The organism is Methylobacterium sp. FF17 (assembly GCF_025813715.1).
In the GTDB taxonomy this organism is placed as follows: domain Bacteria; phylum Pseudomonadota; class Alphaproteobacteria; order Rhizobiales; family Beijerinckiaceae; genus Methylobacterium; species Methylobacterium flocculans.
The window spans coordinates 2,966,809-2,991,977 of sequence record NZ_CP107532.1; the positions used below are offsets into that span (position 1 = coordinate 2,966,809).

Consider the following 25,169-nt stretch of genomic DNA (forward strand, 5'->3'; position numbering starts at 1 on the left):
GACGGGCGGCTAGATTGCGCCACCTGTTCCAGACCCAAACGCGAAATGACCCGCCGTCCATGAACGTCCTCGGCATCGAAACGACCTGCGACGAGACCGCCGCCGCCATCGTCACGCCCGGCGAGGGCGGGCGCGGGCGCATCCTGTCCAACGAGGTCCTGAGCCAGATCGCCGAGCACGCGGCCTATGGCGGCGTCGTGCCCGAGATCGCCGCCCGCGCGCATGTGGAGGTGCTCGACCGCCTGATCGACCGCGCGCTCGGCAGCGCCGGGTTGACCCTGGCTCAGGTCGACGGGATCGCGGTGGCGGCGGGGCCCGGGCTGATCGGCGGCGTGCTCATCGGCCTCGTCACGGCGAAGACGCTCTCGCTGGTGGCGCGCAAGCCCCTCATCGCGGTCAATCACCTGGAGGCGCACGCGCTCACCGCCCGCCTCACCGACGGCATCGGCTTTCCCTACCTGCTCCTCCTCGCCTCCGGGGGGCATACCCAGCTCGTGGCGGTGAAGGGGGTCGGCGATTACGTCCGCCTCGGCACCACCATCGACGATGCCATCGGCGAGGCCTTCGACAAGGTCGCCAAGCTCCTCGGCCTCGGCTATCCGGGCGGCCCCGAGGTGGAACGCCTGGCCGAGACCGGCGATCCGGAGCGGTTCGCCCTGCCGCGCCCGATGCTCGGGCGGCGCGAGGCCAACTTCTCCCTCTCCGGCCTCAAGACCGCCCTGCGGATCGAGGCGGAGAAGCTGGCCCCGCTCTCCTCCGTCGATGTCGCCGACCTCTGCGCCAGCTTCCAGGCGGCGGTGGTCGACGTGATCGTGGACCGCCTGCGGGTGGCGATGCGCGACTTCGCCGGCGTCGCCGGCCATCCCACCGCCCTGGTGGCGGCGGGAGGCGTCGCCGCCAACGGCGCGATCCGGCGCGCGCTGACCACGCAGGCCGGTGAGGCGGGCCTCGCCTTCGTGGCCCCGCCCCTGGCCCTCTGCGGCGACAACGGCGCCATGATCGCCTGGGCGGGGATCGAGCGCCTGCGCCTCGGGCTCGTGGACGACCTCACTGCGCCGGCCCGCGCCAGGTGGCCCTTCGCGGAGCCGCAGGCGGTTGCCTGAGGCCGAACGGGGGCGCTGGCGCGACCTCGTGGAGCAACGCCTGCCGCGGGCCGCGCGCGCGGACTGGCCGGTCCGCCTCGACCATTGCTTCGCCCGCATCCTCCTCGACAACACCTGCGGCGCCCCGTGGCGCGAGCAGGTGGCGGCTCCCGCCTGGGCGAACCTGCCCCTCGACCGGCTCGCCACGGCCATCGAGCTCGGCGAGGCCGTGCTGGACGGGCGGGTCGACTTGGCCCGGCTGAACCGGCGCTCGCTCGCCCTGCGCGGAAAGCTGCGGGGCGCGACCCCCTTTGCCCCGATCGCCCCGCCCCCGGACGGCCTGCGCGACGGCGATCTCGTCCTGCGGCCCTGGCGCCCGGAGGACGCGGCCGCGCTCGCAGCCCTGAATGCCGATCCGGAGGTGATGCGATTCTATGAGGGAACGCTCGATGCCGCCGCCAGCCGCTCGGAGATGCGCGCTTTCACCCGGCGCTTTGCGGTGGATGGGTTCGGCCCCTGGGTCGTCGAGACCGGGGATGCGGGGTTCGTCGGTTTCGTCGGCGGTGCGCGCGTCATGCGAGTGATGCCCTTCGCGGGCGGTGAGCGACCCGGCGAGATCGTGGAACTCGCGTGGCGCCTCGCCCGCCCGGTCTGGGGGCGGGGGCTCGCCACGCGGGCGGCGCGCCTCGCCCTGGCCGATCTGTTCGGCCGCAGTGGCCTGCGGAGCGTTGTCGCCTTCACGGCCGAGGCGAACCGGGCCTCGTGCCGCGTGATGGAGCGGCTCGGCATGGACGCGGTGGGGCGCTTCGCGCATCCGGCCCTGCCGCCGGGACATCCCCTGCAGGCTCATCTGCTGTATCGTCTGGCGGCTACGTTCGAATCCGAAAGGTCTGGCGCATGAGCGGATCGGGCACGCGAATCGGTGTCGTCGGCGGCGGTGCCTGGGGCACGGCGCTCGCCAATGCGGCGGCGGCGGCGGGGCACGACGTCACCCTGTGGCTGCGCGATCCGGAGGCGGCTGCGCGCCTGGAGGCGACCCGCGAGAACGCCCACTACCTGCCCGGCGTGCCGCTGCACCGGCGCATCGCCGCGACGGCGCGCGCCGAGGATCTGGGGCGCGGCGATGTCGTCCTGATGGTGGTGCCGGCCCAGACCCTGCGCGGGGTTCTCACCGACCTCGCCCCCGCCTTCGCGCCCGGGGCGGCCATCGTGCTCTGCGCCAAGGGGATCGAGCGCGGCAGCGACGCCTTCATGAGCGAGGTCGCGGCCGGGCGGCTCGGCGCGGGGGCTCCGGTGGCGGTCCTGTCCGGCCCGAGCTTCGCGGCGGATGTCGCCCGCAACCTGCCCACGGCCGTGACCCTCGCGGCCCACGATTCCGGCCTCGCCGCGCGCCTGTCCGGTACCCTCTCGGGGCCGACGCTCCGGGTCTATCACACCGACGACGTGCGCGGCGTCGAGATCGGTGGCGCGGGCAAGAACGTGCTCGCCATCGCCTCGGGCATCGTGGCCGGGCGCGGCCTCGGCGAGAGCGCGCGCGCCGCCCTGATCGCCCGGGCGTTCGCCGAACTCATGCGATTCGCCCGCGCCTTCGGCGGGCGGCCCGAGACCCTGATGGGATTGTCGGGCCTCGGCGACCTCGTGCTCACCGCCTCCTCGCCGCAATCGCGCAACTTCGCCTTCGGCGAGCGCCTCGGGGCCGGGGCCTCGCCCGAGGAGGCCGCCGGCGGCAAGCTCGCGGAGGGCGCCTTCACGGCGGCCGCGCTGGTGGACCTTGCCCGCGCCCGGAACGTTGAGATGCCGGTGGCGGAGGCGGTGGCCGCCATCGTCTCCGGCGGCGCGAGCGTCGACGCCGTCATCGCCGCGCTCCTCGCGCGGCCGCTGCGTGGGGAAGCCGAGTGAGCCTTCATCCTGTCCAGGCCTTCCTCGCCGGCACCGGCCCCGATGGCGCCGGGCGCTTCCTGCGGGAGGTCCTCGCTTTCGACGACGCCCATATCGAGGGCGTGCACGACTTCATCCAGTGGTGCTTTCCCCTGCACGAGGCGAGCCTCGCCGTGCCCGGCGCTCCCGTGCTCGCCCGCGCCGAGGCGGAGGCGATCCGCCAGGACCCCGCCGCGCTGTCGGGCCTGCGCGCCGCGCTCGGCCGGATGACCCGGTTCTATGCCGAGACCGGGGGCTGGCTGCGCAGCCACGACCACAACCACCTGCGCATCACCCGCATCCTCTCGGCGGTGGCCGACCTCCTCGGCGCGGAGGCGGCGGGCGAGTTCCACGCCTTCGTCACCGCGCGCAACGCCGCGGCCGGCGCCCCGATCAACGACGCGAGCCTGCGCTACTGGGACGCCGCGCTGAACCGGGCCTGACGGCCACGCTTCCACGATGCTAGAGACCCGGCGTCTCTGGAGAAGCGCATGGCCCACTGGCTCTACAAATCCGAGCCCTCGACCTGGTCCTGGGAACAGCAGGTGGCGGCGGGAGCCGCCGGCACGCACTGGAACGGTGTGCGCAACCACGTCGCCAAGAAGCACCTCATGGCGATGGAGGTGGGAGAGCAGGGGTTCTTCTACCACTCGAACGAGGGCAAGGCGGTGGTGGGCATCGTCGAGGTCATCCGGCCCTACTATCCGGACGATTCCGATCCCACCGGCCGCTTCGGCATGGTGGACCTGCGCGCCGTCGCGGCCCTGGCCCGCCCCGTCACCCTGGAGGCGATCAAGGCCGAGCCTCGCCTCGCCACGATGGTGCTCGCCAACAATTCCCGGCTCTCGGTCCAGCCCGTGACGGAGGCGGAATGGGCGATCGTCCGGGCGATGGGCGGTCTCGACGCGTAAGAGCGGGTCGCGCGGCGCGGCGACTCGCCTCAGCCCTGCCGCTGGGCCTGCGTCACCGCCACGTGGATGAGTTCGGCGAGCGTGCGCACGCCGAGCTTCTGGCGCATCAGCGAGCAGGCGTTGGTGACGGTCTTGTAGCTCACCGACAGGTCGCTCGCGATCGTGCTGTAGGACTTGCCCTGGGCGAGCCGCTGCAGGATCTGCAACTCGCGCGGGGTCAGCTGCGTCTCGGGCGTGCGCTTCGGGTCGGTGCGCAGCATCGCGACCTCGGTGGCCAGGCGCCGGTCGAGATAGGGCTGGCCGGCGCGCACGCGCTCGAACGCCTCGAACAGCTCGCCCGAGGCATGGTCCTTGAGCACGTAGCCGAGCGCCCCCGCCTCCAGCGCCCGCGACACGATCACCGGGTCGTTGTGCATGCTGAACACGAGGATCCGCGCGGCCGGGTTCACGCCGCGCATGCGCCGGATCAGGTTCAGGCCGGCGAGCCCGCTGCCCTGGAAGGTGAGGTCGCAGATCACCGTCGCGGGCTTGAGGCGCAGGAAGCTGCGATACCCCGCCACCACGCTGGTGGCCTCCGCGATCCGGTCGATCCCCGCATCCTCGAGCACCCGGCGGCACCCTTGGAGCACGATGGGATGGTCGTCGATGACGAGGGCAGGCGCCTGGGTGGTCGGGGCGATCGCGTTCATGCCGTTGGGATCGAGCTCGTGTCCACGTCCTGCTCGCGGTCGAGCGGGATCCTGATCCGGACAACCGCGCCGGGCTGCCCGTTGTCAAGCCCGAAGCTTCCGCCCAGCGCCTCCACGCGCTCGCGCATCCCCGATAGGCCAAGGCCGAGCCCGTGCTCCGCCGGTACGCCGGCCCCGTCGTCCCGGATGGCGATTCGCAGCGCCCGCCCATGCGGCGCGGCCGGATCAGCCACGTCCTCGGCCCGCACCGTGACGTTCGCGGCGCGGCCGTGCCGCACCGCGTTGGTCATGCTCTCTTGGATGCAGCGGAACACCGTAAGGTCGGTGACGTCGCCGTAGCCCCGGGCCAGACCCTCGAAGCTTCCGGCGAAGCGCGTCCCCGCGTGCCGCCGGCGAAAATCGCGCAGCAGGAGGTCGAGGCATTCGCTCAACGGCACCTGGCCAAGGGCGTGCGGGCGCAGGCGGTTCAGGAGGTCGCGGTTCTGGACCTGAACCTGCCCGACGATGTCGGTGATCTCCTGGGCACGCAGCTTCAGGCGCGCCCGGTCCGGGGGCGCCTCGGCCTCGGCCATGCGGATCACCGAGGCCGCGTTGGCCTCGAGGGCGAAGAGGCAGGGGCCGAATTCGTCGTGAAGTTCCAGCGCCGTGCGGCGGCGCTCGTCGTCCTGGGCGCTGAGGAGCTGGCGATTGAGGCGCCCGTTCGCGGCCCGCGTCTCGGCGAGCGCCTGCGCCAGGCTGTTGAAGCGTTCGGCGATGGCCGCGAGTTCCCGCGAGGCCGGCGGGTCGAGGCGTGCGGTGTAATCCGCCCGCTCCAGCTGCGTGAGCCCGTCGGCGAGGCGGGTCAGCGGCGCCAGGACCCGGCCGAAGGCGACGCTGAGGGCGGCCAGCAAGCCGAGGCCGAGGCAGAGGTTGGTCAGCGAGAGCGAGACCGCGTAGCCCCAGACCTCGTCGATCTCGTCCCGGGGCTGGGTGGTGATGCGGGCGGTGCCGATCCGCTGTCCCTGCGCGACGATCGCCAGGTCGTGCTCGCGGATCGGCGGCGCGATCAGGGCCGCGAACCAGTCCGGCGAGGCGTGCTGGTCGCGCCGGACCCGGCCGAGGCCGCCCGCCACGACCGCGCCGGTGGCATCCAGCACCGTGACGCGGACGTGCCGGAGGTCGTGGATGCGCAGGTTCACGGTCTGGAGGATGCCGGCGGGCGAGCCGCTCTGCGCGAGGTCGATGGTGTCGGTGACCAGGAGCTCGACATTCGTCATCGCCGCCTGCATCTCGACCTGGACGGCGGTGCGGGCATTCAGCACCACCACGGCACAGGACAGCAGGGCGGCCAGGGCTTCGATGGCGAGGACGAGGGCGATCATCCGCGTGCGGGTGGACCAGGCGGACCCATCCAGCCAGGGCGCGCGGCGCGTCGATTCCCGTCGGTCGGGGCGCGGGGCCGGGGAGGCGTCGGTCTGCGGCATCGGGCCTGAGGGGGCTGGCGGGGCGGCGACGTGCCGCCTGCGGGCCGCTTCTACGCGAACCGATGGCCGAAGCCATCGGGCGGCTCCGGCCGGCGGCGCGGTCGGATCCGGGCGGTGACGGAGGCCGTCCGGTCCCTGATCGCGCAGGGGCTCGCCGACCCGGAGGCGACCTGGAGCCTCGGTGGCTTCGGCGCCCTGGCCACGTTCGCCCGGACCCCCGATGAGCCCGTGACGTGGTTGGGGACCGAGGGGACGGGCCTCGTCACGCCGCGCGGCGGGATCGCGCTTCGCGCGGCGCAGGCGATTCCCGTCGCCTACGAAACCGCTTTCTCGGGCGGCTGGAGCCACGCCGTGGCCCTGTGCCTGCGGCTCCAGCATGGCCCGCGCCCGGGCCACGGCGTCGTGACCGAGGCCGGTCCGGATACGGACGCCCTGCGCCCTGCGAATGTTGGGGATAACCTGTTCGATCTCGGTCTCGACCTGCCCCAGGGCCGCATTGCCCTGCGCACCGGCGATCCACATCCGTTGGAGATCCTGCGGTCTTGGCTGGGCCGCGATGCCCTCGGTTCCGGCAGCCCGATCGCAGGTCTCGTCGCGAGATCGGCCGTCGACCTCGTCGTAACGAGCCCGCTCGGGCGTATCGAGGTGTTCGCGGGGGCGGGGGGACCGGGCCCGCGCGGGTTCCTCGTGCCGCGCCTGCTCGCCCTCGGGCGAACCCATGCGGCGACCGCACCGATCCCCGAGGGCCTCGTACCCGTGGCGAGCTTGAACCCGGCCCATCCCTGCCGGGACGGCGTCCTGCTTCCGCCCGCCTTCGACGGGGCCCGCCATGCCGCGTTCCAGGCTCTGCTCACCCGGTGGGGGCCCCCGGACCTCGTCGCCCTCAAGGCGCGCCTGGTCGCGGGGACGGCGCAGGAGGGTGATTCGGCGACGCGGCGCATGCGGAACGTCGCGCGGGTGGTGCGGGCGCAGGCCGAGGCGATGGCGACTGGCCCGAATCACGACGCTGGTAAGTCGTGACCGGATACGCGCCGTTAAACCTGTGGCGTTTATTCAGATTCGTCCACCGCTACTGCCTGCCGTGATCAACAGGGGCGTTAAGGACATCTTCATGCCCCATTGCGGGGCCTTTCTCGTTACACGCAGGCGCCGACCGGACGGTGGCGTCGCACGGCCCGGGTCCGGGCTTTGCAGCGTGATCGGCCGGCAACGGTCAATCCAAGCGGTTTCAAGCGTTCGAGATGTCTCAACCGATGATGCCCGTGACGATCGACCCCTCCGAGACCCGGCGCCCGGCGCCGCCGGTGGCACGCCCGCCCCGCGCCGGCCTGCGCCCCGTCCTCCTCTCAGGCCTCGGCGTGCTGGGGCTCGCGGGCTTCACCGCCCTGGCCTCCTCCGTGCTCGGCGGCCTCGCCGGCCCGCAATTCGTGCGACCGACGCTCAAGAGCGCGGCGTCGACGCAATCGGCGTCCGACTGGCCCGACCTCCGGGACGGCGTCCCGGCCCTGGCCCCGGTCAAGCCCGTGACCGACAGGGCTCTCGCCAAACCCATTTCCGAAACCGTCTCCGCCACGGCCGAGCCCGACAGGACGGTGGCCGCGACGGCTTCGACCGCGCGACCCTCCCCTGCGATGCCTCTCGCCGCGATGCCCGTACCTCCGGCGCCCCCGGCTCCCGTGGTCGCCTCGTCGCCGGCCGCCACCCCGGCCGCTCTGACGCAAGCCGCGAAGCCGGCCGAGGCCGCGGCTGCGCCGAAGCCCGCGCGTCTTCCGCCGATCGAGAACGCCACGGTCCTGCCGCCGGCCCGCCCCGCTTCGCTGGTGCCGGCCACCCGCACGGCCACCCTGGTCGCCCCGTCACCCGCCGAGACGACCCGCTCGCGCGCCACGCCCGGCACCTTCACCGCCCTGCCGCCGGAGCCGGAGGCTTCCAAGCGGAAAACCGTCGTGACGGCGCCGCAGCCCACGATCAAGCCCCCGGCGGCGCAGGCTGCCAAGCCCGCGCACGCCGCCAAGCCCCCCGTGCCGAAGGTCGCTTCCGCCACCGCGCCGGAGCCGCCGGCCGCGGAGGCCGAGCCCGAGCATACGGAGGTGTTCGGCCTCAAGGTGCCGTCGCTGGCGCCCGCCGGGCGCAAGCTCGCCGAAGGGGTCGAAGCCCTCGGCAACGCCGTGAAGAGTTTCCCCGACCGCTTCTGAGAGCGGGCGCCCCTGGGGCGCCCGGCTCCCGCCTCACTTCGCCCGGGTGGTCCGGGGCTTCTTCGTGATCTCGCGCTCGTGGCGCGCGCCGCGCGGGCTCTTGAAGCCCTTCGGCCCCTTCTCCTCGCGGCCCGGCTCGTCATCGAGCAGCGGCTCCACCTGGATTTCCGGCGAGCCGTTCTTGGCGAAGGTCTGGGCGAAGCGCGAAGCCGCGCCGCCGCGCACCTCGAACTTGGTCTCCCGATCGAAGATGCGGATCGCGCCGATCTCCTGACGGCCGATATTGCCGCGCCGGGTCAGCATGGGCAGCAGACGCCGGGGATCGGCGTTGTCGCGCCGGCCGAGGTTGAGCCGGAACCACACGGCCGGACCCTGGGCGTCGATCCGGTCCGCGTCGGCCGGGTCGTAGACCGGGCGCGTCTTGCGCTCGGGGCCGGCACCCGGATCGGTGACGTCCTCGGGGGCGGGCAGACGCGAGCGATAGATGCGGGCGAGCGCGGCGGCGAGTTCCTGGGGCGTACGCTGCGCCATCAGGGTCTCGGCCATGGCGACGTCTTCCTCGGCGGGTTCCTCGGTGAAGATCGGGTCCTGCCACATGCGTTCGCCGTCGAGGCGGCGGATCTCGTCGGCGGTGGGCGGTCCGGCCCACTCGAACGAGACCTTGGCGATCATCAGCATCTGCTCGGCCCGGCGCCGCTTGGAGGCCGGAATCAGCAGGAGGCTGGTGCCCTTGCGCCCCGCGCGGCCGGTCCGGCCGGAGCGGTGCTGCAGCACCTCCGCGTCGTGCGGCAGGTCGGCGTGGATGACGAGGCTCACGGTCGGCAGGTCGATGCCGCGTGCGGCGACGTCGGTGGCGACGCAGACCTTCGCCCGCCCGTCGCGGAGCGCCTGGAGGGCGGCGTTGCGCTCGCCCTGGCCGAGTTCGCCCGAGAGCGCCACGGCCGAGAAGCCGCGCTCGGTCAGCACGGCCTGGAGGTGGCGCACGGCGTTGCGGGTGTTGCAGAAGATGATCGCGGTCGGCGCGTCCATGAAGCGCAGGGTGTTGACCACCACGTGCTCCAGTTCGCGGGGCACCACGCGGATCGCCTTGTAGGTGATGTCCGAGTGGCCGCGCTCCTGGCCCTTCACGGCGATGCGCAGGGCATCGTTCTGGTAGCGCTCGGCGAGCGTCGCGATGGCCTTAGGCAGAGTGGCCGAGAACAGCAGCGTGCGCCGCTCCTTCGGGGTCACCGACAGGATGAACTCGAGGTCTTCGCGAAAGCCGAGATCCAGCATCTCGTCGGCCTCGTCGAGGACGACGGCGCGAAGATCCTGCGTCGCGAGGTTGCGGCGTTCCAGGTGGTCGCGCAGGCGTCCCGGCGTGCCGACGACGATGTGGGCGCCGTCGTTGAGCTGGCGGCTCTCGCGGCGCGGGTCCATGCCGCCGACGCACGAGATCACGCGGGCGCCGGTCTCGGCATAGAGCCAGGCGAGTTCGCGCTCGACCTGGAGCGCGAGTTCGCGCGTCGGCGCGATCACGAGGGCGAGCGGCGCGCCGGCCGGGCCGAAGCGCTCGGCTCCGTCGAGCAGGGTCTCGGCGAAGGCGAGGCCGTACGCCACCGTCTTGCCGGAGCCGGTCTGGGCCGAGACGAGGAGGTCGCGCCCCTGCGCGGCCGCCTCGATGACGGCGCTCTGGACGGGTGTCGGATCTTCATAGTCGCGCGCGGTCAGCGCTCGGGCGAGCGGGGCCGGCAGGGTCGGGAAGGGCACGGTGACGGAAGCCTTAGCGGGCCAGCAGGCCAGGAACCCGCCGGAGAGGGGCGCATGGGCGCGAACCCTCCGATTCGACGGAATTCCGGCCTCGAACGGTTACGGATGCGTCCGCTTGTAGCCGGAACGGCGGCGCAGCGCCATGACCGTCCGTGCATGCGCGCCCCTCGTGGAATGGGCGCGCCCACAGGGAAGTGGGGCGCACGGGCTGTGCTGACGGCAAAGCTGCGCCACTTAGGGATGCGGCGCCGCCTCACCCCTCGCGGGGACGGTTGTGCGCGATCCCGCGAAACGCAAGGTGAATGATGGCGGCACTTCTCCGTCTGGTCGTGGCCTGGGGCAGCGTCGCCGCCTTCTCGGTCTACGGGTCCGCATGGCTGGCCAGCCTCGATTCGCCCCTCTGGGCCATCGGCCTGTTCCTCTGGCTCTTCGCCGTCATCATGTGGGCGGCGTTCGGCGTCGTGCACGAGGCGGAGGAACTGGCGCACATGCTCGGCGAGCCGCTGGGCACCCTGGTGCTGACGCTGGCCATCGTCGTCATCGAGGTCGCCCTGGTCTCGGCCGTGATGCTGTCGTCGAAGGCCGTGCCGACACTGGGACGCGACACGATGTTCGCGGTCCTGATGATCGTGCTCAACGGCATCGTCGGGCTCGGCCTCGTCATCGGCGGGCTGCGCCATCACCAGCAATCCTACAACCTCCAGGGCACCTCGGCCTTCCTGTCTGTCATCATCCCGCTGGCGACCATCGCGCTCATCATCCCGAACTTCACCACCTCGACCACGGGCGGCACCCTCTCGACCCTGCAGGCCGTGGCCTTCTCGGTGTTCACGGTGTCGCTCTACGGCATCTTCCTGATGATTCAGACCGGGCGGCACCGGAGCTTCTTCATCCATGACGGCGGCCAGATGGTGCGCTCCAACGCCGACGTTCCCGCCGACGTGGAGACCGGCGGCGCCGGGGGCGTGAAGGCCCGCGAGGTCCTCAAGCACACCGTCCTGCTCATCGCCAACATCCTGCCCATCGTGCTCCTCTCGAAGAGCCTCGCGGCGATCCTCGACCACGGCATCGAGGCGCTCGGCGCCCCGACCGCCCTGGGCGGCGTCCTCATCGCCGCCATCGTGTTCACGCCGGAAGGCATCAGCGCCCTGAAGGCGGTGGCCCGCAACGAATTGCAGCGGGCGATCAACCTGTGCCTGGGGGCGGCGACCTCCACCATCGGCCTCACCGTGCCGGCGATCCTGGCGGTGGGCCTGATCTCGGGGCAGACCGTGGTGCTCGGCCTCGCGCCGACCGAGATGACGCTCCTCGTAGTGACGTTGATCCTGAGTACCCTGACGTTCTCGGGGCTTCGGACCACGGTCTTGGAAGGCGCGGTGCACCTCGTTGTGTTTTTCGTCTATCTCGTGCTCATCTTCAGCCCGTGATGGATATCCTCGTCGTCGGTGCCGGAATCGTCGGTCTTGCTGTTGCCCGTGCCCTCGCGCGGCGCGGTCACGCCGTGGTGGTCGCCGAATCCGAGGGATCGATCGGTACCGGCATCTCCGCCCGGAACTCCGAGGTGATCCACGGAGGGATGTATTACCCCGCCGGGTCGCTGCGGGCGCGGCACTGCGTTGCCGGCGCGGCGCTGCTCTATGAATTCTGCGAGAGCCACGGCGTGCCCCACCGGCGCTGCGGCAAGCTCATCGTCGCCACCGACGAAGCCGAGCGTGCCGCCATCGTGGCCATCGCGGCACGGGGCGAAACCAACGGTGTCCCCGGCCTCGTACTCCTGGAGGCGGCCGAGGCGAAGGCCCTGGAGCCGAACCTCGCCTGCGTCGCCGCCCTGCACGCCCCGGGGACCGGCATCGTGGACAGCCACGCCCTCATGCTCGCGCTGCAGGGGGATCTGGAGGATGCGGGGGGCGCCATCGCCTTCGACACGCCGGTCGCGGGCCTCGCCTGGGCCGGCGGGCGCTGGGAGGTCACGGTGCAGGGTGAGGCCCTGCCCTTCGACGCGGTCGTCAACGCCGCCGGCCTCGGCGCGCAGGCGCTCGCCGCCACCGTGGAGGGCTATCCCGCCGCGCGCATCCCGCGCCAGGTCCTGGCCAAGGGCAGCTACTTCGGTTGCGTCGGGCGCCCCGCCTTCTCGCGCCTGATCTACCCGGCCCCGGTCGAGGGCGGCCTGGGCATCCACCTCACCCTCGATCTCGCGGGCCGCATGCGCTTCGGGCCGGATGTCGAATGGCTGGACGCGATCGACTACCGGGTGGATCCGGGCCGCGCGCACGCCTTCGCGCAGGCGATCCGCCGCTACTGGCCGGGCCTGCCGGACGGCGCGCTCACGCCGGACTACGCCGGCATCCGCCCCAAGCTCACGGGCCCCGGCGAGCCGGCGGCGGATTTCCGCATCGAAGGTCCGGCCGAGCACGGTTTGAGCGGCCTCGTCCACCTCTACGGGATCGAGAGCCCGGGCCTGACGTCCAGCCTGTCGCTCGCCGAAGAGGTCGCGGACCGGCTCCTCGCCTGATCAGCCGCCGAAGCGTTCGGTGTGGATGAGGCTGGGATCGAGCCCGGCCTCGACGAGCCGCTCCGCGACGGCGCTGACGAACGCATTCGACCCGCAGAGATAGGCGTGGCGCGGAGAGCCGAGGCGCTCCAGCGCCTCCGCGATCAGCCCGGCATCGATGCGCCGCCCGCCGGCCCGGGTCAGGGTCAGCATGAGGTCGAAATGCGGCTCGTCGCGCGCGCGGGTGGCGAGTTCGCCGGCCGCGATCGCCTCGCCGGCCTCGCGCGCCGAGTACAGGAGCAGGGCGGGGATTTCCGGCGCGGCGGCCGCCCGGTGGCGCAGCATCGACAGCAGGGGCACGACGCCCGATCCGCCCCCGATCAGCAGCAGCGGCCCGCCATCCTCCGGGCCCCAGACGAAGGCCCCGCCGATCGGCCCGCGCATTTCGATGGTGTCGCCGACCGCGGCGACGGCGTCGAAGAAGCCCGAGACCTCTCCCTCCGGCAAGCCCTCGATCAGGAGTTCGATGGTGCCGTCGCCGCCGGGAGGGGAGGCGATGGAGTAGCTGCGCTGGGCCTGATAGCCGTCCGGCGCGGTGAGGCGCACGTCCACGTGCTGACCGGCCCGCATCGGCCGGTCGAAGGCGACGCGGAAGCGATAGCTCTTCACGCGGGCGCTCGCCGGGGCGATGCCCACGAGGGTCGCGTTCAGCCAGGGGAGGGGCCGTGGGTCCGGTTCAATCACCGGTGAAGCGCTGCTCGCGCCAGGGATCGCCGTACATGTGGTAGCCGCGCAGCTCCCAGAACCCGCCCTCGTCGCGCTTCGTGAAGCGCAGGCCCTTCACCCATTTGGCGCTCTTCCAGAAATACAGGTGCGGCACGAGGAGCCGGGCAGGGCCGCCATGGTCGGGCGGGATCGGCGCGCCGTCGTAATGCGTCGCGACCATGCCCTTGCCGCCCGCGAGGTCGGCCACGGGCACGTTGGTGGTGTAGTCGTCGTAGCCTTCGGCGAGCAGGAAGTCGGTCGGCGCCGCGATTCCCGCATCCGCCAGCAGGGCGTCGAAGCTCACGCCCTCCCAGGCGGTGTCGAACTTCGACCACTTCGTCACGCAGTGGATGTCCCCGCCCCAGCGAGTGCGGGGGAGGGCGTTGAAGGCGTCCCAGGTCCAGGATTTCAGCGGCTTCGAGCCCTCGCTCAGGGTGAACGACCACGTCGCGAGGTCGATCCGCGGGTTCGGGCCGATCTGCAGCACGGGAAAGTCCTCCGTCAGGTACTGGCCCGGAGGCAGGCGCTCGCGCGTCGCCTCGGGAGGCCTTCGTCCCGTGAAGCCTCGTGTGCTCATCCGATCCTCGCACCTTGCACCGCCGCCGCCCGAACGCCGGTCGGCGATCGGATCGCCCGGCAGGGTAGCATCGCCTCAGCGATCGCGCAGCACCAGCCAGAGCGCGTGAATGGTGCCGGGCAGCACGAAGAAGATCGTCAGCAGGATGTTCAGAAGGAATTGCAGACCGATGCCGTTGTTCATCAGAACCGCGACCGGGGGCAGGAAGATCGCGAGGAGGATTTTAACGAGGTTCGACACGGTGGCTCCAGAGCGATTGCGGGCGCGGGTTCCCGCGCGCAAAGACCCAAGCGCAACGGTATCGGTGACTTCGGGTTCCCGGCCGCGCCGCTTTTGATCGGACGTCGCCATGCTGATCGAACTCCTGCACTGGCTGACGACGCCGGCGCCCCTGGCCCACCGGCGACGCGGCTACGTGCGCGAAAGCGTCCTGCTGCTGTCGCGGTCGCGGCGCTGCCGCTCCGCCTGGGCCGGGCATCTCGAGCGCTCGCGGGCGGCGGTGATCGCGGCCTGCGCCAACCTGCCCCGGCGCCGGATCGCGGTCGTGCTCGGCTCGGGCCTCCTGCAGGACGTGCCGCTGGCGCACCTCGCCGAGCGGTTCGAGGCCGTCCACCTCGTGGACGCGGTGCATCTCTGGCCGGCGCGACGGGCGGTGCGCGCCTATCCCAACGTCCGCCTCGTCACGGCTGACCTGACGGGCCTATCCGGGGGCAGCGCCTCCCTGCACGACCTCTGCGCCGGTGCGGATGTGGATTTCGTGGTCTCGGCGAACGTTCTCTCGCAACTGCCGATCCTGCCCCTCGACCGGCCCGGCCCCCAGCCTCCCGACCTCGGCCGGCGGATCGTCGCCGCGCATCTCGATGGTCTGGCGGCTCTGGCGGCCCGGGTCTGCCTTCTCACCGACGTGGAGCAAGTGGAAGAGGACCGCGCGGGTCGGGTCACCGACCGCCTCGACCTCCTGCATGGGGTGCGCCTCGGCGAACCCGACCGGCGCTGGACCTGGGACCTCGCCCCCTTCGGCGAGGCGGCCCGCGACATGCGTCAGCGCCACCAGGTCCAAGCCTTCCTCGATTGGCGCGGCCCCGAAACGTGAAAGGCCGCCCCGGGGAGGGGCGGCCTTTCAGCATGCGATGGTGCCGGACCTTACTCGGTCACCGGCGGAGCGTCGTTCGTGGCGCCTTCGCCACCCTCGCCACCTTCGGAACCCTCGAACCGGGCCCGCCGACGACGGCGGGGCTTGGGCGCGGGGGCCTCGTCGGAGGCCGGGGCCGGAGCGGCCCGTGCCGTTTCGACGTCGGGCGCCGTCTCGGGGGTACGATCGGGCGCCGCCACCGGACGGGGCGGCGTCATCAGGAAGGCCGGCAGGCCGGCGACCTCCTCGGCTGGGACGCGCGCTTCCTGCTCGTCGCGGCGACGGCTGCGCCGCGGCGCGGCCTCACCGGTCCGGGCCGGGCGCTGCTCCGTCCGCGGCAGCTCCTGGCGCGGCGCGTCGGGACCGGCCGAGTCCGGGCGGACCGGCTCGGAGACCTGTCCCTCGACACGGCCGTTGCCGTAACGCGGGGACTCGCTCCGAACCGGGTTCGGCCGGTTGAAGTCCTGGCGCGGCTGCTCCTGGCGCGGTTGGTCTTGGCGTGGCTGGTCCTGGCGGGCCTGATCCGGGCGCTGGTTGTCACCGCGCCCGGTCTCGGGCCGGCTGTAATCCTGACGGCCGAAATCCTGGCGCGGGGCGTCGTTTCGGTTGGACTCCGGCCGGTTGAAATCCTGCCGGTTCGAGTCGGTCCTGTTCGAGTCCTGCCGGTTCGAATCTTGCCGGTTCGAGTCCTGCCGATTGAACTCCTGGCGGTTGCCGTCCGGCCGCTGGAAATCCTGCCGGCCGGCTTCGTCGCGGCGACCGTAATCCGGACGGTTTCCGTCGCGCTGACCTTCGAAACGCTGCTGGCGATCGTTGCGGTTGTTGAAGCGGTCGCGGCGGTTGGGGCGGTTGCCTTCCGGCCCGGCGTCGGGACGCGAGTCCTGACGGTTCTCGTACCGGGGCTCCTGCCGGTTTTCCTGCCGGTTCTCTTGCCTGTTTTCCTGGCGGTTCTCTTGCCGGTTTTCTTGCCGGTTCTCTTGCCGACCCTCGTAGGGCTGCGGCTGCTGGCCCGCATCGGCGTAATCGTCCGCGTAGCCGTTCGCGCCGTAGCTGGAGGCGGCATAGCCCTGGGGGGCGCCCTGGCCGTCATCCTCGCCGTCGTCATCCGCGTCGTCGAAGCCACGGGCATAGCCGCCGACCTGCTGCCGGGTCTGCTCCTGGGCGCCGGAGATGATCCGGAAATAGTGCTCGCCGTGCTGGAAGTAGTTCTCGGCCGCCACCGGGTCGCCGCTGGCCTGCGCGTCGCGGGCGAGCTGGGCGTACTTGTCGGCGATGTGCTGGGCGGTACCGCGAATCTTGACGTCGGGGCCGTTGGATTCGTAGGAGCGCGTGAGCGGATTGGGACCCTTGGGGCGGTTGCGGCCGCGCATCCGTCTATTCTGGTTTGGTCTCATCGGTCTCGATTGACCCTCGTTCGTCTCGGAGCGTCTGAAGATGCGGCGGGTCCAGGCGATGACGGCGCCCTGTTCTGGCCCGTCGGTGCGCCGCGTGATCCGGGTCCGATGTATCCGTGATCGCTTTCGCCGTGCTTGCCGTCTATCCCTCGACCGAGGCGCGCGCTGTGCGTCCAGGCGTCCTTCGGCTATCGGGCTTGCGGGTGACCAAGCTCATGCGCTTCGTGCCGCGCGTACCAGCCTGATCGTGGGGAGATCGTCTAAGAGCGTCGCGGACCAGAGCCGCAACCCGTCCTACCGCGATCCATCGTAATGGACCGTTCGCGATCTGGAACAGAGCCTAGCGACTCGCGGATACCGCAACAAGCTTTTTTTGCACGACTCCCGGTTGAGATGGCCGGTATTTCGTCTCATTCACGGGTTTTCCACGCCTGATCGTGCGTGATCGGGCTGGAATGCGACGACCCGGGCGTGCCCCGCGAGGTCTTCCACAATGCGCTCGGGCGCGAGCCCGGCTCCGCGGCCGAGCCGCCCCACCGCATCGGCCTGATCGTACCCGACCTCGAACACCAGGGCTCCCCCCGGCGCGAGCCGGACCGGTCCCGACGCCAGACCCTGCAGGATGGCGCGGTAGGCGTCGAGGCCGTCCGCCCCGCCATCGAGGGCGGCGGCGGGATCGTGGTCGCGGACCTCGGTGGCGAGATCCGCGATCGTCGCGCTGGCGATATAGGGCGGGTTCGAGACGACGAGGTCGAAGGCGCCGGTGAGGCCGGCCGTCCAGTCCGCCGCCACGAAGGCGGCGCGTTCGGCGACGCCATTGCGCACGGCGTTGCGCCGGGCCTGGGCGAGCGCGGCCTGCGAACGGTCGATTCCGATCCCGTGCGCCTTCGGACGCTCGCCGAGCAGCGCCACCAGGATGCAGCCCGAGCCGGTGCCGAGGTCGAGGATCCGTAACGGCCGCTCCCGACCGGGCTGCAGGGCGAGGGCGGTTTCCACCAGGGTCTCGGTGTCGGGGCGTGGCACCAGGGTCTCGGGCGACAGGTCGAAGGCGCGGCCCCAGAATTCCCAGGTGCCGACGATCCGGGCGACCGGCTCGCCCGCGAGGCGCCGGTGCAGGGCCTCGGATAGGCGTTCCGCGCCGGCGGGCCCGAGGAGCGCGGCGCCGTGCAGGATCAGGTCGGTGGGGGTGAGCCCGAGCAGGTCGAGCACGAGGAAGCGGGCATCGTTGCCGGTGATGCCCCCGGCGGCCAGCGCCTCGCTCATGCGCCGGACGGCCTCGCTGCGGCTCTGCGCGGGGTCGAAGGTCATCTCGGGCGTCCGACCCCCTGCCACGGCCGTCAGGCCATGCCCTCGGCCGCGAGCAGCTCGGCCTGATGCTCCGTCACCAGTGCGTCCACGAGCTCGTCGAGGGCCTCGCCCGCCAGCACCTCCGTCAGCTTGTAGAGGGTCAGGTTGATGCGGTGGTCGGTGACCCGCGCCTGCGGGAAGTTGTAGGTGCGGATGCGCTCCGAGCGGTCGCCGGAGCCGACCTGGGACTTGCGGTCGGCGGCCCGGGCCGCGTCCTTGGCGGTGCGCTCGGCGTCGTAGAGCTTGGAGCGCAGAAGCGACATCGCGCGGGCACGGTTCTTGTGCTGCGATCGCTCCTCCTGGACGAAGATGACGATGCCGCTCGGCATGTGGGTGATGCGGATGGCCGACTCCGTCTTGTTGACGTGCTGTCCGCCCGCCCCCTGCGAACGCATGGTGTCGATCTTCAGGTCGGCATCGTTGATGACGATGTCGACTTCCTCGGCCTCGGGCAGGACCGCGACGGTGGCGGCCGAGGTGTGGATGCGCCCCTGCGCCTCGGTGTCGGGGACGCGCTGGACCCGGTGGGCGCCGCTCTCGAACTTCAGGCGCGCGAACACGCCCTTGCCCTTCACCTCGGCGATGACCTCGCGATAGCCGCCGGCCGTTCCCTCGCTCTCGGAGATCACCTCCACCTTCCAGCCCTTGGCGTCCGCGTAGCGGCCGTACATCCGGAAGAGGTCGCCGGCGAAGAGGGCGGCCTCGTCGCCGCCCGTGCCGGCGCGGATCTCGAGGATCGCGCTCTTCTCGTCCGCCGAATCCTTCGGCAGCAGGATGAGCTGCAGGGCGCGGTGCGCGGCCTCCAGCCCCGCCTCGGCGTCGGGCTTCTCCTCGGCGGCCAGGGCCCGCATCTCGGAATCGCTGCCCGGCTCGTCGATCAGGGCCTGGATCTCGGCGAGGTTGCGCGCGGCGGCACGATAGGCGTGGATGGCCGCGACCACGCCCTCGAGCTCCGAGAGTTCGCGCGAGAGCTGCACGAAGGTGTCGGAATCCGCCGATCCCGCACTCAGCGTGGCGGTGACGATGTCGTGGCGCGTCAGGATCGCGTCGAGACGCTCTGCAGGAATAGGGGTCATCGCCCGTCGAAAACTCTCATCAGTGCAGGGGCTCGCCGGCCCGCGTTAGGACCGGCGACGGGGTCGCGGCACGACCCGTCTAGATAGGAACGCCCTGGGCCTTCGCGAAGGCCGCGAGCGCGGGACGCAGGGAGGCACTGTCACCCGCCCGCTCCATCTCGGCGTGGATCATCGCCGCCACGGCACCGACATCGAGGCCGAGCACCATCGCCTTCACCGGACCGATGGCGGCCGGCGACATCGAGAGGTGACGGAAGCCGAGGCCGATCAGGGCCATGGCCTCCAGCGGACGCCCGCCGATCTCGCCGCAGACGGTGGCGGGGCAACCCGCGGCGGCCGCCCGCTCGGCGATGACGCGGAACGCGCGCAGGGCCGGAACGCTCAGGGTGTCGAAGCGGTCGGCCACCCGGCGGTTCTCGCGGTCGATCGCGAACAGGAACTGCATGAGGTCGTTCGAGCCCACCGACAGGAAGTCGGCGGCCTCGGCGATCTCGTCGATCTGGAACAGCAGCGAGGGCACCTCGACCATGACGCCGAGCTTGCAATCGCTCGGCAGGGCGTGGCCGTGCCGGCGCAGGTGCGCCTTCTCGCGCTCCACGATGGCCTTGGCGCGGATGAACTCGTCGACCGTCGCCACCATGGGGAACATGATCTTGAGGGGCCGCCCGCCGGCGGCCTTCAGGAGCGACCGCAGCTGCACCCGCAGGAGGGCGGGCCGGTCGAGGCCGATGCGGATCGCGCGCCAGCCCAGGGCCGGGTTCTCCTCCTCCAGCGCGGGCATGTAGGGCAGGATCTTGTCGCCGCCGATGTCGAGGGTGCGGATCGTCACCGGCAGGTCGCCGGTCGCCGCGAACACGGCCTCGTAGAGCGTCTGCTGCTCGGCGGCCGAGGGCATGCGCTGGGCGACCATGAACTGCAGTTCGGTGCGGAACAGGCCGATGCCGTCGGCGCCCGTCTCGTGCAGGTGCGTGAGGTCGATGAGCAGCCCCGCGTTCAGCTGGAGGCCGATCGCGGTGCCGTCGCGGGTCACGGCCGGCACGTCGCGCAGCGCCCGGTACTGCTCCTGCCGGCGGGCGCGCAGGCGCACCATCTCGGCATAGGCCGCCTCGATCTCCGGGCCGGGCCGGACCTGGATCTCGCCGGTGACGCCGTCCACGATGATCGCGTCGCCCGCGTCGCAGAGCGCGGTGGCGTTGGCGATCTCGCCCACCGCCGGGATGCCGAGCGCCCGCGCCACGATGGCGATGTGGCTCGTCGGGCCGCCTTCCTCCAGCACCACGCCGCGTAGCGCCGTGCGGTCGTAGTCGAGCAGGGCGGCCGGCCCCATCGAGCGCGCCACCAGGATCGCGTTCTCGGGCAGCACGCGCTGGGCGCCGTTGCCCTCGGCGCCGAGGAGGGTGCGCAGGAGCCGGTTGGCGAGGTCGTCGAGGTCGTGCAGCCGATCGCGCAGGTAGGGATCGCTCTGGCGCATCATCCGGGCACGGTTGTCCGACTGGACGCGCTCGACGGCGGCCTCGGCGGTCAGTCCCGAATGCACGGCCTCGTGCATCCGGCGCAGCCAGCCCTTGTCGTGCGCGAACATGCGCACGGTCTCCAGCACCTCGCGGGACTCGCCCGTGCCGATGCTGTCGCCCCGCTCCACGAGGTCGTCGATGGCCGAGCGCACCTCGCCGATGGCGAGTTCCAGGCGCTCGACCTCCCGGTCGACGTTCTCGGCGATGAGCTTCTTCACCACGATGCGGGGCTCGTGCAGCACCACGTGGCCCAGTCCGATGCCATCCGCGAGGGCGACCCCGCGCTGGCTCACGGCCCGGCGCGCCGCCGAGCCGGCCCCCGGAGCCAGCGCCTGCAGCTCGCCCGAGGCGATCATCTCCGAGAGCACCATGGCGGTGGTCTGGAGCGCCTCGATCTCCTCCTCGGAATAGACCCGGTAGGTCTTGTTCTGGACGACGAGCACGCCGAGCGTGTTGCCCGCCCGCAGGAGCGGCACGCCGAGGAAGGCATGATAGGCCTCCTCGCCCGTCTCCGGACGGTAGGAGAAGGCGGGGTGCGACTGGGCGTCGGAGAGCGAGAGCGGCTCGGCGGTCTTGGCGATGAGGCCGACGAGGCCCTCGTCCGCCCGCATCCGCGTCAGGTGGACGGCCTCGCGGTTCAGGCCCTCGGTCGCAAACAATTCGAGGATGTTGTCATCGCTGAGCACATAGACCGAGCACACCTCCGCGATCACGTTCGCGGCGATCAGCGTGACGATGCGGTCGAGGCGTGCCTGTGGGCTGACCGGCTCCGCCATCGCTTCGCGGAGGCGGCGCAGTAGCAGGCGCGGGCCTCCGGGCGCAGCGGGCATGGTCTCCTCGATCCGGCTTCGGCCTCGGGTCCGGTTGGCGCGCGGGCGTTCGCGCGCTCCGGGTCTTCAGGCCTGCGCTCGTCAGGCCTTATCGAGGCCGTATAGCGAGTGGAGCGTGCGAACGGCAAGCTCCGTATAGGCGGCATCGATCAGGACGGAGAACTTGATCTCCGACGTGGTGATGGCGCGGATGTTGATGCCCTTCTCCGCCAGCGCCCGGAAGGCCTTGGCGGCGACGCCCGCGTGGCTGCGCATGCCGACGCCGATGGCCGAGACCTTCACGACGTCGGTGGCGCCCTCGATCTGGCCGAACTCGATGGCGGCGCCCTGCGCGTCGAGGATCTTGCGGGCGCGATCGTAATCGGCCGACGGGACCGTGAAGGTCATGTCGGTGGTGGACTGGTCGCCAGACACGGTCTGGATGATCATGTCCACGTTGATGTTGGCATCCGCCAGCGGGCCGAAGATGGCGGCGGCGATGCCGGGGCTGTCCTTCACGCGACGGAGCGTGATCTGCGCCTCGTCCTTCGAGAAGGCGATCCCGGTGATGATCTGCTGTTCCACGCTGTCGTCCTCGTCGCAGATGAGGGTGCCGGGCCGGGCATTGTCCGGCGGATCGAAGGAGGAGCGCACCGTGGTCGGCACGCGATGGACCATGGCGAGCTCGACGGAGCGGACCTGCAGGACCTTGGCCCCGAGCGAGGCCATCTCGAGCATCTCCTCGAAGGTCACGCGCTCCATGCGCTTGGCCTTCGGGACCACGCGCGGGTCCGTCGTGTAGACGCCGTCGACGTCGGTGTAGATGTCGCAGCGCTCGGCACCGATGGCGGCGGCGATGGCCACCGCGCTGGTGTCGGAGCCGCCGCGCCCGAGGGTCGTCACCCGGCCCGTGGCCTCGTGCATGCCCTGGAAGCCGGCGATGACCGCGACCTCGCCGCGCTGGAAGCCGGCATCGAGGCGGGCGCCGTCGATGCCCTCGATGCGGGCGGAGCCGTGGGCGTCCGAGGTCAGGATCGGGATCTGCCAGCCCTGCCAGGAGCGGGCCTTGATGCCGTTCTTCTGGAGCGCGATGGCGAGCAGGCCGGCGGTGACGAGCTCGCCCGAGGCGACGACGGCGTCGTACTCGGCCTCGTCGTAGATCGGGTTGGCGTCCTTGACCCAGGCCACGAGCTCGTTGGTCTTGCCGGACATCGCCGAGACCACGACCGCGACCTCGTAGCCGGCCGCGACCTCGCGCGCCACGTGGGCCGCCACGTTGCGAATGCGCTCGACATTGGCGACGGACGTACCGCCGAACTTCATCACCAGACGGGGCATGTTCTCACCAGACGGGGCCTGTCGCGTCCGCGTCGAATCGCGTCGCCATGCGATCCGGCGGGCCTCGGGTGGGATCGTCCCACCGGCAGGGCCTGCCGCGTCGCTTGGCTGCTGTACCGGACAGGGCTTCGGCGGGTACAAGGGCCGCCCTGGCGTGTCAACAATCCGGCGCGCCACCAGCGCGAGAGAGACGCCGAGATCATGACCGGACCCACAGGCGCCTCCATCGACCGTGACGAGGTCGCCCGCTTCGAGGCCATCGCGGCGACGTGGTGGGACGAGGCCGGGCCGATGCGGGTTCTGCACCGCTTCAACCCCGTGCGGCTCGCCTATGTGCGCGACACCGCCTGCCGGCATTTCGGGCGCGACCCCCGCCGACCCCTGGCCCTGGAGGGCCTGACCCTGGTGGATATCGGCTGCGGCGGCGGTGTGCTGTCGGAGCCCCTGGCGCGCCTCGGGGCACGGGTCACGGGGCTCGATCCGGCTCCCACCAACGTGAAGGTGGCGCAGGCGCATGCCGACGCGGAGGGCGTCCCGGTCGATTACCGGGCGCGGACGATCGAGGACGTGGTGGCGGGCGGCGAACGCTTCGACATCGTGCTCGCCATGGAGGTGGTGGAGCACGTGGTCGACATGCCGGCCTTCGTGGCGCAGGCGGCCCGCGCGGTGAAGCCGGGCGGCCTCCTCTTCGCCGCCACCATCAACCGGACCCTGCGCTCCTACGCCCTGGCCATCGTGGGCGCCGAATACGTCCTCGGCTGGCTCCCGAAGGGCACGCATGACTGGGACAAGTTCGTGCGGCCGAACGAACTGTCGGAGGCCGTCACCGCCGGCGGCCTCACCGTGACGGACACCACCGGCGTGGTCTTCAACCCCCTCGACGGATCCTGGCGGGCGAGCCGCGATACGGGCGTGAACTACATGATCTCGGCCGTCCGCCCCGCCTGAACCATCGGCCGGCCGCGCCGTTGAACGGCGTATCCCTGAGGAGAGGCCGTTGCTCGAGAAGATCCCCCACGCCGTGGGTGCCGCCCTGTCCGGCCTGAAGGCTGGGCTCGACCGGACCGCGTACCGCACCGACTTCGCGCAGGTCCCGGAGGGCATCGGCCTCACGAGCCTCGCCTTCGCGGATGGCGGACCGATCCCGGCCCGCTTCACGGCCGACGGGGACGGCGCCTCCCCGCCGCTGGCCTGGACCGGGTTGCCGCCCGGCACCGTGCGGGTGGCCCTCCTGGTGGAGGATGCGGGCAGTCCGACCCCGAACCCGCTGGTCCACCTCATCGCCTGGAACCTCGACCCGGAGGCACCGCTTTCCGAGGGCGCCGCGAGCCAGGCGGGATCCCGCCTCGATCTCGGCAAGAACAGCTTCCTCAAGGCCGGGTGGCTGCCGCCGGATCCACCGACCGGCCATGGACCGCACGCCTACCTGTTCCAGGCCTATGCCCTCGACACGGCGCTGTTCCTCGACGCGCATCCCGGTCGCGGCGCCCTGCTGGAGGCCCTGCGCGGTCACGTCCTGGCCAAGGGCTGCCTCACGGGCACCTACGAGCGTACCTGAACGCACGCCCGCTTGCGTGGGCGGCCGTGCCGGTGCAAGCGGCCCGGGACGATCAGGCGGAGGTTTGGGCATGAAGGCGCTGCTGTGTACCCGGCTCGGGGGACCGGACGATCTCACGATCGCGGAATTGCCCGATCCGGTCGCGGGGCCGGGCGAGGCCATGGTGCGGGTCACCCTCGCGGCGCTGAACTTCTTCGACACGCTGATTATCGCCGGGCGCTACCAGGTGAAGCCGGAGCTGCCGTTCTCCCCCGGGGGCGAGGCCTGCGGGGTGATCGAGGCGCTGGGCGACGGCGTCACCGGCTTCGCGATCGGCGACCGGGTCATCGTCCATCAGACATTCGGGACCTGTCGGGAGCGGATCGCGGTCGGGACCCGGCATCTGACGCCGGTGCCGGAGGGGGTCTCCGACGAACAGGCCGCCGGCCTGACCATCACCTACGGCACGTCCCTGCATGCCCTGCGCGACCGTGCCCGGCTGCAGCCCGGGGAGACCCTGGCGGTGCTGGGAGCGTCCGGCGGGGTCGGTCTCGCGGCGGTGGAACTCGGCGCGATCATGGGAGCCCGCGTCATCGCCTGCGCGTCGTCCGAGGCCAAGCTCGCCGTGGCGCGGGCGCACGGCGCCACGATGGCGGTGGATTACGGCGCCGAGAACCTGCGCGAGGCCCTGCGCCGGCTCACGGAGGGGCAGGGCGTCGACGTGATCTACGATCCGATCGGCGGCGAACATGCCGAACAGGCTCTGCGTTCGCTCGGCTGGAAGGGCCGCTACCTCGTCATCGGCTTCGCGGCGGGCGACATCCCCCGCATCCCGCTCAACCTCGCCCTTCTCAAGGGCATCGACATCCAGGGTGTCCACTGGGGTGTCTTCGTGGAGCGCGAGCCGGACGCGCACCGGGCCAACCAGGAGCAGCTTCTCGCCTGGGTGGCGGAGGGGCGCCTCACGGCGAAGGTCCACGGGGTCCATCCGCTGACCGATTACGCGGAGGCGCTCGGCATCCTCAAGCGGCGCGAGGCGGTCGGCAAGGTCCTGCTGCGGCCGTGAGCGCGTGCCCTGCTCCCATGCGGGGAGGGGGCAGAGTGCGGGTTTCGTCTCCTTCGGGAGACGATGGACTGTGCAGATGTTCCGGAGATGGACCACACCTCACTACGCTCCCTCTCC

Annotated in this window: 24 protein-coding genes; 13 read left to right on the forward strand and 11 right to left on the reverse strand. The window is 71.7% G+C overall.

What is annotated here, in order from left to right; translation table 11 throughout:
• Positions 1 to 59: 59 nt before the first annotated feature.
• From tsaD to OF380_RS13960, 5 genes are read left to right on the forward strand one after another with little or no spacing between them, the layout of a single operon-like run.
• Positions 60 to 1,103: a tRNA (adenosine(37)-N6)-threonylcarbamoyltransferase complex transferase subunit TsaD gene (gene tsaD, locus OF380_RS13940; RefSeq protein ID WP_264045003.1), complete on the forward strand. Its 1,044-nt coding sequence runs from the start codon at positions 60 to 62 to the stop codon at positions 1,101 to 1,103.
• Positions 1,096 to 1,983 (forward strand): GNAT family N-acetyltransferase, encoded by an 888-nt coding sequence (locus OF380_RS13945; RefSeq protein WP_264045004.1) that lies wholly within the window; start codon positions 1,096 to 1,098, stop codon positions 1,981 to 1,983. Before tsaD ends, OF380_RS13945 begins: the two co-directional genes overlap by 8 nt.
• Positions 1,980 to 2,981 (forward strand): NAD(P)H-dependent glycerol-3-phosphate dehydrogenase, encoded by a 1,002-nt coding sequence (locus tag OF380_RS13950; protein ID WP_264045005.1) that lies wholly within the window; start codon positions 1,980 to 1,982, stop codon positions 2,979 to 2,981. The genes OF380_RS13945 and OF380_RS13950 overlap by 4 nt, the downstream gene beginning before the upstream one ends.
• On the forward strand, positions 2,978 to 3,442 hold the full coding sequence (locus tag OF380_RS13955; RefSeq protein WP_264045006.1) for an opioid growth factor receptor-related protein: 465 nt from the start codon (positions 2,978 to 2,980) through the stop codon (positions 3,440 to 3,442). The genes OF380_RS13950 and OF380_RS13955 overlap by 4 nt, the downstream gene beginning before the upstream one ends.
• A gap of 48 nt (positions 3,443 to 3,490) precedes the next feature.
• Positions 3,491 to 3,910 carry an EVE domain-containing protein gene (locus OF380_RS13960; RefSeq protein ID WP_264045008.1) on the forward strand — a complete coding sequence of 140 codons (420 nt, stop codon included), beginning with the start codon at positions 3,491 to 3,493 and terminating at the stop codon, positions 3,908 to 3,910.
• A 29-nt stretch (positions 3,911 to 3,939) separates the two neighbouring features.
• Here OF380_RS13960 and OF380_RS13965 read toward each other — a convergent pair whose 3' ends face one another.
• Positions 3,940 to 4,599 (reverse strand): response regulator, encoded by a 660-nt coding sequence (locus OF380_RS13965; protein WP_264045009.1) that lies wholly within the window; start codon positions 4,597 to 4,599, stop codon positions 3,940 to 3,942.
• On the reverse strand, positions 4,596 to 6,062 hold the full coding sequence (locus tag OF380_RS13970; RefSeq protein WP_264045011.1) for an ATP-binding protein: 1,467 nt from the start codon (positions 6,060 to 6,062) through the stop codon (positions 4,596 to 4,598). The genes OF380_RS13965 and OF380_RS13970 overlap by 4 nt, the downstream gene beginning before the upstream one ends.
• Before the next feature lie 114 nt (positions 6,063 to 6,176).
• On the opposite strand from OF380_RS13970, the gene OF380_RS13975 reads away from it, so the two are divergent.
• On the forward strand, positions 6,177 to 7,082 hold the full coding sequence (locus tag OF380_RS13975) for a DUF6925 family protein (protein WP_264045013.1): 906 nt from the start codon (positions 6,177 to 6,179) through the stop codon (positions 7,080 to 7,082).
• A gap of 242 nt (positions 7,083 to 7,324) precedes the next feature.
• Entirely contained in the window at positions 7,325 to 8,257 is a 933-nt protein-coding gene (locus tag OF380_RS13980) for a hypothetical protein (RefSeq protein WP_264045015.1), read from the forward strand.
• Positions 8,258 to 8,290: 33 nt separating this feature from the next.
• Here the strand turns inward: OF380_RS13980 and OF380_RS13985 are convergent, their stop codons facing one another.
• Positions 8,291 to 10,006: a DEAD/DEAH box helicase gene (locus OF380_RS13985; protein WP_264045017.1), complete on the reverse strand. Its 1,716-nt coding sequence runs from the start codon at positions 10,004 to 10,006 to the stop codon at positions 8,291 to 8,293.
• A gap of 305 nt (positions 10,007 to 10,311) precedes the next feature.
• Between OF380_RS13985 and OF380_RS13990 the strand changes: the two genes are divergently transcribed.
• Entirely contained in the window at positions 10,312 to 11,433 is a 1,122-nt protein-coding gene (locus tag OF380_RS13990) for a calcium:proton antiporter (protein ID WP_264045018.1), read from the forward strand.
• Complete coding sequence (locus OF380_RS13995; protein WP_264045020.1) at positions 11,433 to 12,518, forward strand: NAD(P)/FAD-dependent oxidoreductase; 1,086 nt, start codon at positions 11,433 to 11,435, stop codon at positions 12,516 to 12,518. The genes OF380_RS13990 and OF380_RS13995 overlap by 1 nt, the downstream gene beginning before the upstream one ends.
• Here OF380_RS13995 and OF380_RS14000 read toward each other — a convergent pair whose 3' ends face one another.
• The 3 genes from OF380_RS14000 to OF380_RS28790 form a co-directional block, all read right to left on the reverse strand.
• A complete protein-coding gene (locus OF380_RS14000) occupies positions 12,519 to 13,241 on the reverse strand; it encodes an FAD-binding oxidoreductase (RefSeq protein WP_264045022.1) in 723 nt (240 codons plus the stop codon).
• Entirely contained in the window at positions 13,234 to 13,839 is a 606-nt protein-coding gene (locus OF380_RS14005; RefSeq protein ID WP_264045024.1) for a sulfite oxidase-like oxidoreductase, read from the reverse strand. The genes OF380_RS14000 and OF380_RS14005 overlap by 8 nt, the downstream gene beginning before the upstream one ends.
• Positions 13,840 to 13,914: 75 nt before the next feature.
• A complete protein-coding gene (locus OF380_RS28790) occupies positions 13,915 to 14,190 on the reverse strand; it encodes a YqaE/Pmp3 family membrane protein (RefSeq protein ID WP_404810455.1) in 276 nt (91 codons plus the stop codon).
• On the opposite strand from OF380_RS28790, the gene OF380_RS14015 reads away from it, so the two are divergent.
• Positions 14,189 to 14,932 (forward strand): hypothetical protein, encoded by a 744-nt coding sequence (locus OF380_RS14015; protein WP_264045026.1) that lies wholly within the window; start codon positions 14,189 to 14,191, stop codon positions 14,930 to 14,932. The genes OF380_RS28790 and OF380_RS14015 overlap by 2 nt on opposite strands.
• 50 nt (positions 14,933 to 14,982) lie before the next feature.
• Here the strand turns inward: OF380_RS14015 and OF380_RS14020 are convergent, their stop codons facing one another.
• The 5 genes from OF380_RS14020 to OF380_RS14040 all read right to left on the reverse strand — a co-directional run bounded on the left by OF380_RS14020 (position 14,983) and on the right by OF380_RS14040 (position 22,449).
• Positions 14,983 to 16,341 carry a DUF4167 domain-containing protein gene (locus tag OF380_RS14020; protein WP_264045028.1) on the reverse strand — a complete coding sequence of 453 codons (1,359 nt, stop codon included), beginning with the start codon at positions 16,339 to 16,341 and terminating at the stop codon, positions 14,983 to 14,985.
• Positions 16,342 to 16,779: 438 nt separating this feature from the next.
• The gene (prmC, locus tag OF380_RS14025; RefSeq protein WP_264045030.1) at positions 16,780 to 17,673 is read right to left on the reverse strand and encodes a peptide chain release factor N(5)-glutamine methyltransferase; all 894 of its coding nucleotides are present in this window, start codon (positions 17,671 to 17,673) and stop codon (positions 16,780 to 16,782) included.
• Between the two features lie 29 nt (positions 17,674 to 17,702).
• Complete coding sequence (prfA, locus tag OF380_RS14030) at positions 17,703 to 18,788, reverse strand: peptide chain release factor 1 (protein WP_264045032.1); 1,086 nt, start codon at positions 18,786 to 18,788, stop codon at positions 17,703 to 17,705.
• Between the two features lie 79 nt (positions 18,789 to 18,867).
• Positions 18,868 to 21,132 (reverse strand): phosphoenolpyruvate--protein phosphotransferase, encoded by a 2,265-nt coding sequence (gene ptsP, locus OF380_RS14035; protein WP_264045034.1) that lies wholly within the window; start codon positions 21,130 to 21,132, stop codon positions 18,868 to 18,870.
• Positions 21,133 to 21,213: 81 nt separating this feature from the next.
• On the reverse strand, positions 21,214 to 22,449 hold the full coding sequence (locus OF380_RS14040; RefSeq protein WP_264045036.1) for an aspartate kinase: 1,236 nt from the start codon (positions 22,447 to 22,449) through the stop codon (positions 21,214 to 21,216).
• Between the two features lie 201 nt (positions 22,450 to 22,650).
• Here OF380_RS14040 and ubiG point away from each other — a divergent pair, with 201 nt between their 5' ends.
• From ubiG to OF380_RS14055, 3 genes are all read left to right on the forward strand, one after another.
• Positions 22,651 to 23,397 (forward strand): bifunctional 2-polyprenyl-6-hydroxyphenol methylase/3-demethylubiquinol 3-O-methyltransferase UbiG, encoded by a 747-nt coding sequence (gene ubiG / locus OF380_RS14045; RefSeq protein WP_264045038.1) that lies wholly within the window; start codon positions 22,651 to 22,653, stop codon positions 23,395 to 23,397.
• 49 nt (positions 23,398 to 23,446) lie between these two features.
• Positions 23,447 to 24,007 (forward strand): YbhB/YbcL family Raf kinase inhibitor-like protein, encoded by a 561-nt coding sequence (locus tag OF380_RS14050; RefSeq protein WP_264045039.1) that lies wholly within the window; start codon positions 23,447 to 23,449, stop codon positions 24,005 to 24,007.
• Between the two features lie 70 nt (positions 24,008 to 24,077).
• Positions 24,078 to 25,052 (forward strand): NADPH:quinone oxidoreductase family protein, encoded by a 975-nt coding sequence (locus OF380_RS14055; protein ID WP_264045040.1) that lies wholly within the window; start codon positions 24,078 to 24,080, stop codon positions 25,050 to 25,052.
• Positions 25,053 to 25,169 lie beyond the last annotated feature (117 nt).

Excerpts from the sequence above, each read along its gene's own strand:
- tsaD (WP_264045003.1), top strand. The coding sequence starts at position 60 with ATGAACGTCCTCGGCATCGAAACGACCTGCGACGAGACCGCCGCCGCC.
- OF380_RS13950 (WP_264045005.1), top strand. The coding sequence starts at position 1,980 with ATGAGCGGATCGGGCACGCGAATCGGTGTCGTCGGCGGCGGTGCCTGG.
- OF380_RS13960 (WP_264045008.1), top strand. The coding sequence starts at position 3,491 with ATGGCCCACTGGCTCTACAAATCCGAGCCCTCGACCTGGTCCTGGGAA.
- OF380_RS13965 (WP_264045009.1), bottom strand. The coding sequence starts at position 4,599 with ATGAACGCGATCGCCCCGACCACCCAGGCGCCTGCCCTCGTCATCGAC.
- OF380_RS13970 (WP_264045011.1), bottom strand. The coding sequence starts at position 6,062 with ATGCCGCAGACCGACGCCTCCCCGGCCCCGCGCCCCGACCGACGGGAA.
- OF380_RS13990 (WP_264045018.1), top strand. The coding sequence starts at position 10,312 with ATGGCGGCACTTCTCCGTCTGGTCGTGGCCTGGGGCAGCGTCGCCGCC.
- OF380_RS13995 (WP_264045020.1), top strand. The coding sequence starts at position 11,433 with ATGGATATCCTCGTCGTCGGTGCCGGAATCGTCGGTCTTGCTGTTGCC.
- OF380_RS14005 (WP_264045024.1), bottom strand. The coding sequence starts at position 13,839 with ATGAGCACACGAGGCTTCACGGGACGAAGGCCTCCCGAGGCGACGCGC.
- OF380_RS14015 (WP_264045026.1), top strand. The coding sequence starts at position 14,189 with ATGCTGATCGAACTCCTGCACTGGCTGACGACGCCGGCGCCCCTGGCC.
- OF380_RS28790 (WP_404810455.1), bottom strand. The coding sequence starts at position 14,190 with ATGGCGACGTCCGATCAAAAGCGGCGCGGCCGGGAACCCGAAGTCACC.
- OF380_RS14020 (WP_264045028.1), bottom strand. The coding sequence starts at position 16,341 with ATGCGCGGCCGCAACCGCCCCAAGGGTCCCAATCCGCTCACGCGCTCC.
- prmC (WP_264045030.1), bottom strand. The coding sequence starts at position 17,673 with ATGACCTTCGACCCCGCGCAGAGCCGCAGCGAGGCCGTCCGGCGCATG.
- prfA (WP_264045032.1), bottom strand. The coding sequence starts at position 18,788 with ATGACCCCTATTCCTGCAGAGCGTCTCGACGCGATCCTGACGCGCCAC.
- ptsP (WP_264045034.1), bottom strand. The coding sequence starts at position 21,132 with ATGCCCGCTGCGCCCGGAGGCCCGCGCCTGCTACTGCGCCGCCTCCGC.
- OF380_RS14040 (WP_264045036.1), bottom strand. The coding sequence starts at position 22,449 with ATGCCCCGTCTGGTGATGAAGTTCGGCGGTACGTCCGTCGCCAATGTC.
- ubiG (WP_264045038.1), top strand. The coding sequence starts at position 22,651 with ATGACCGGACCCACAGGCGCCTCCATCGACCGTGACGAGGTCGCCCGC.
- OF380_RS14055 (WP_264045040.1), top strand. The coding sequence starts at position 24,078 with ATGAAGGCGCTGCTGTGTACCCGGCTCGGGGGACCGGACGATCTCACG.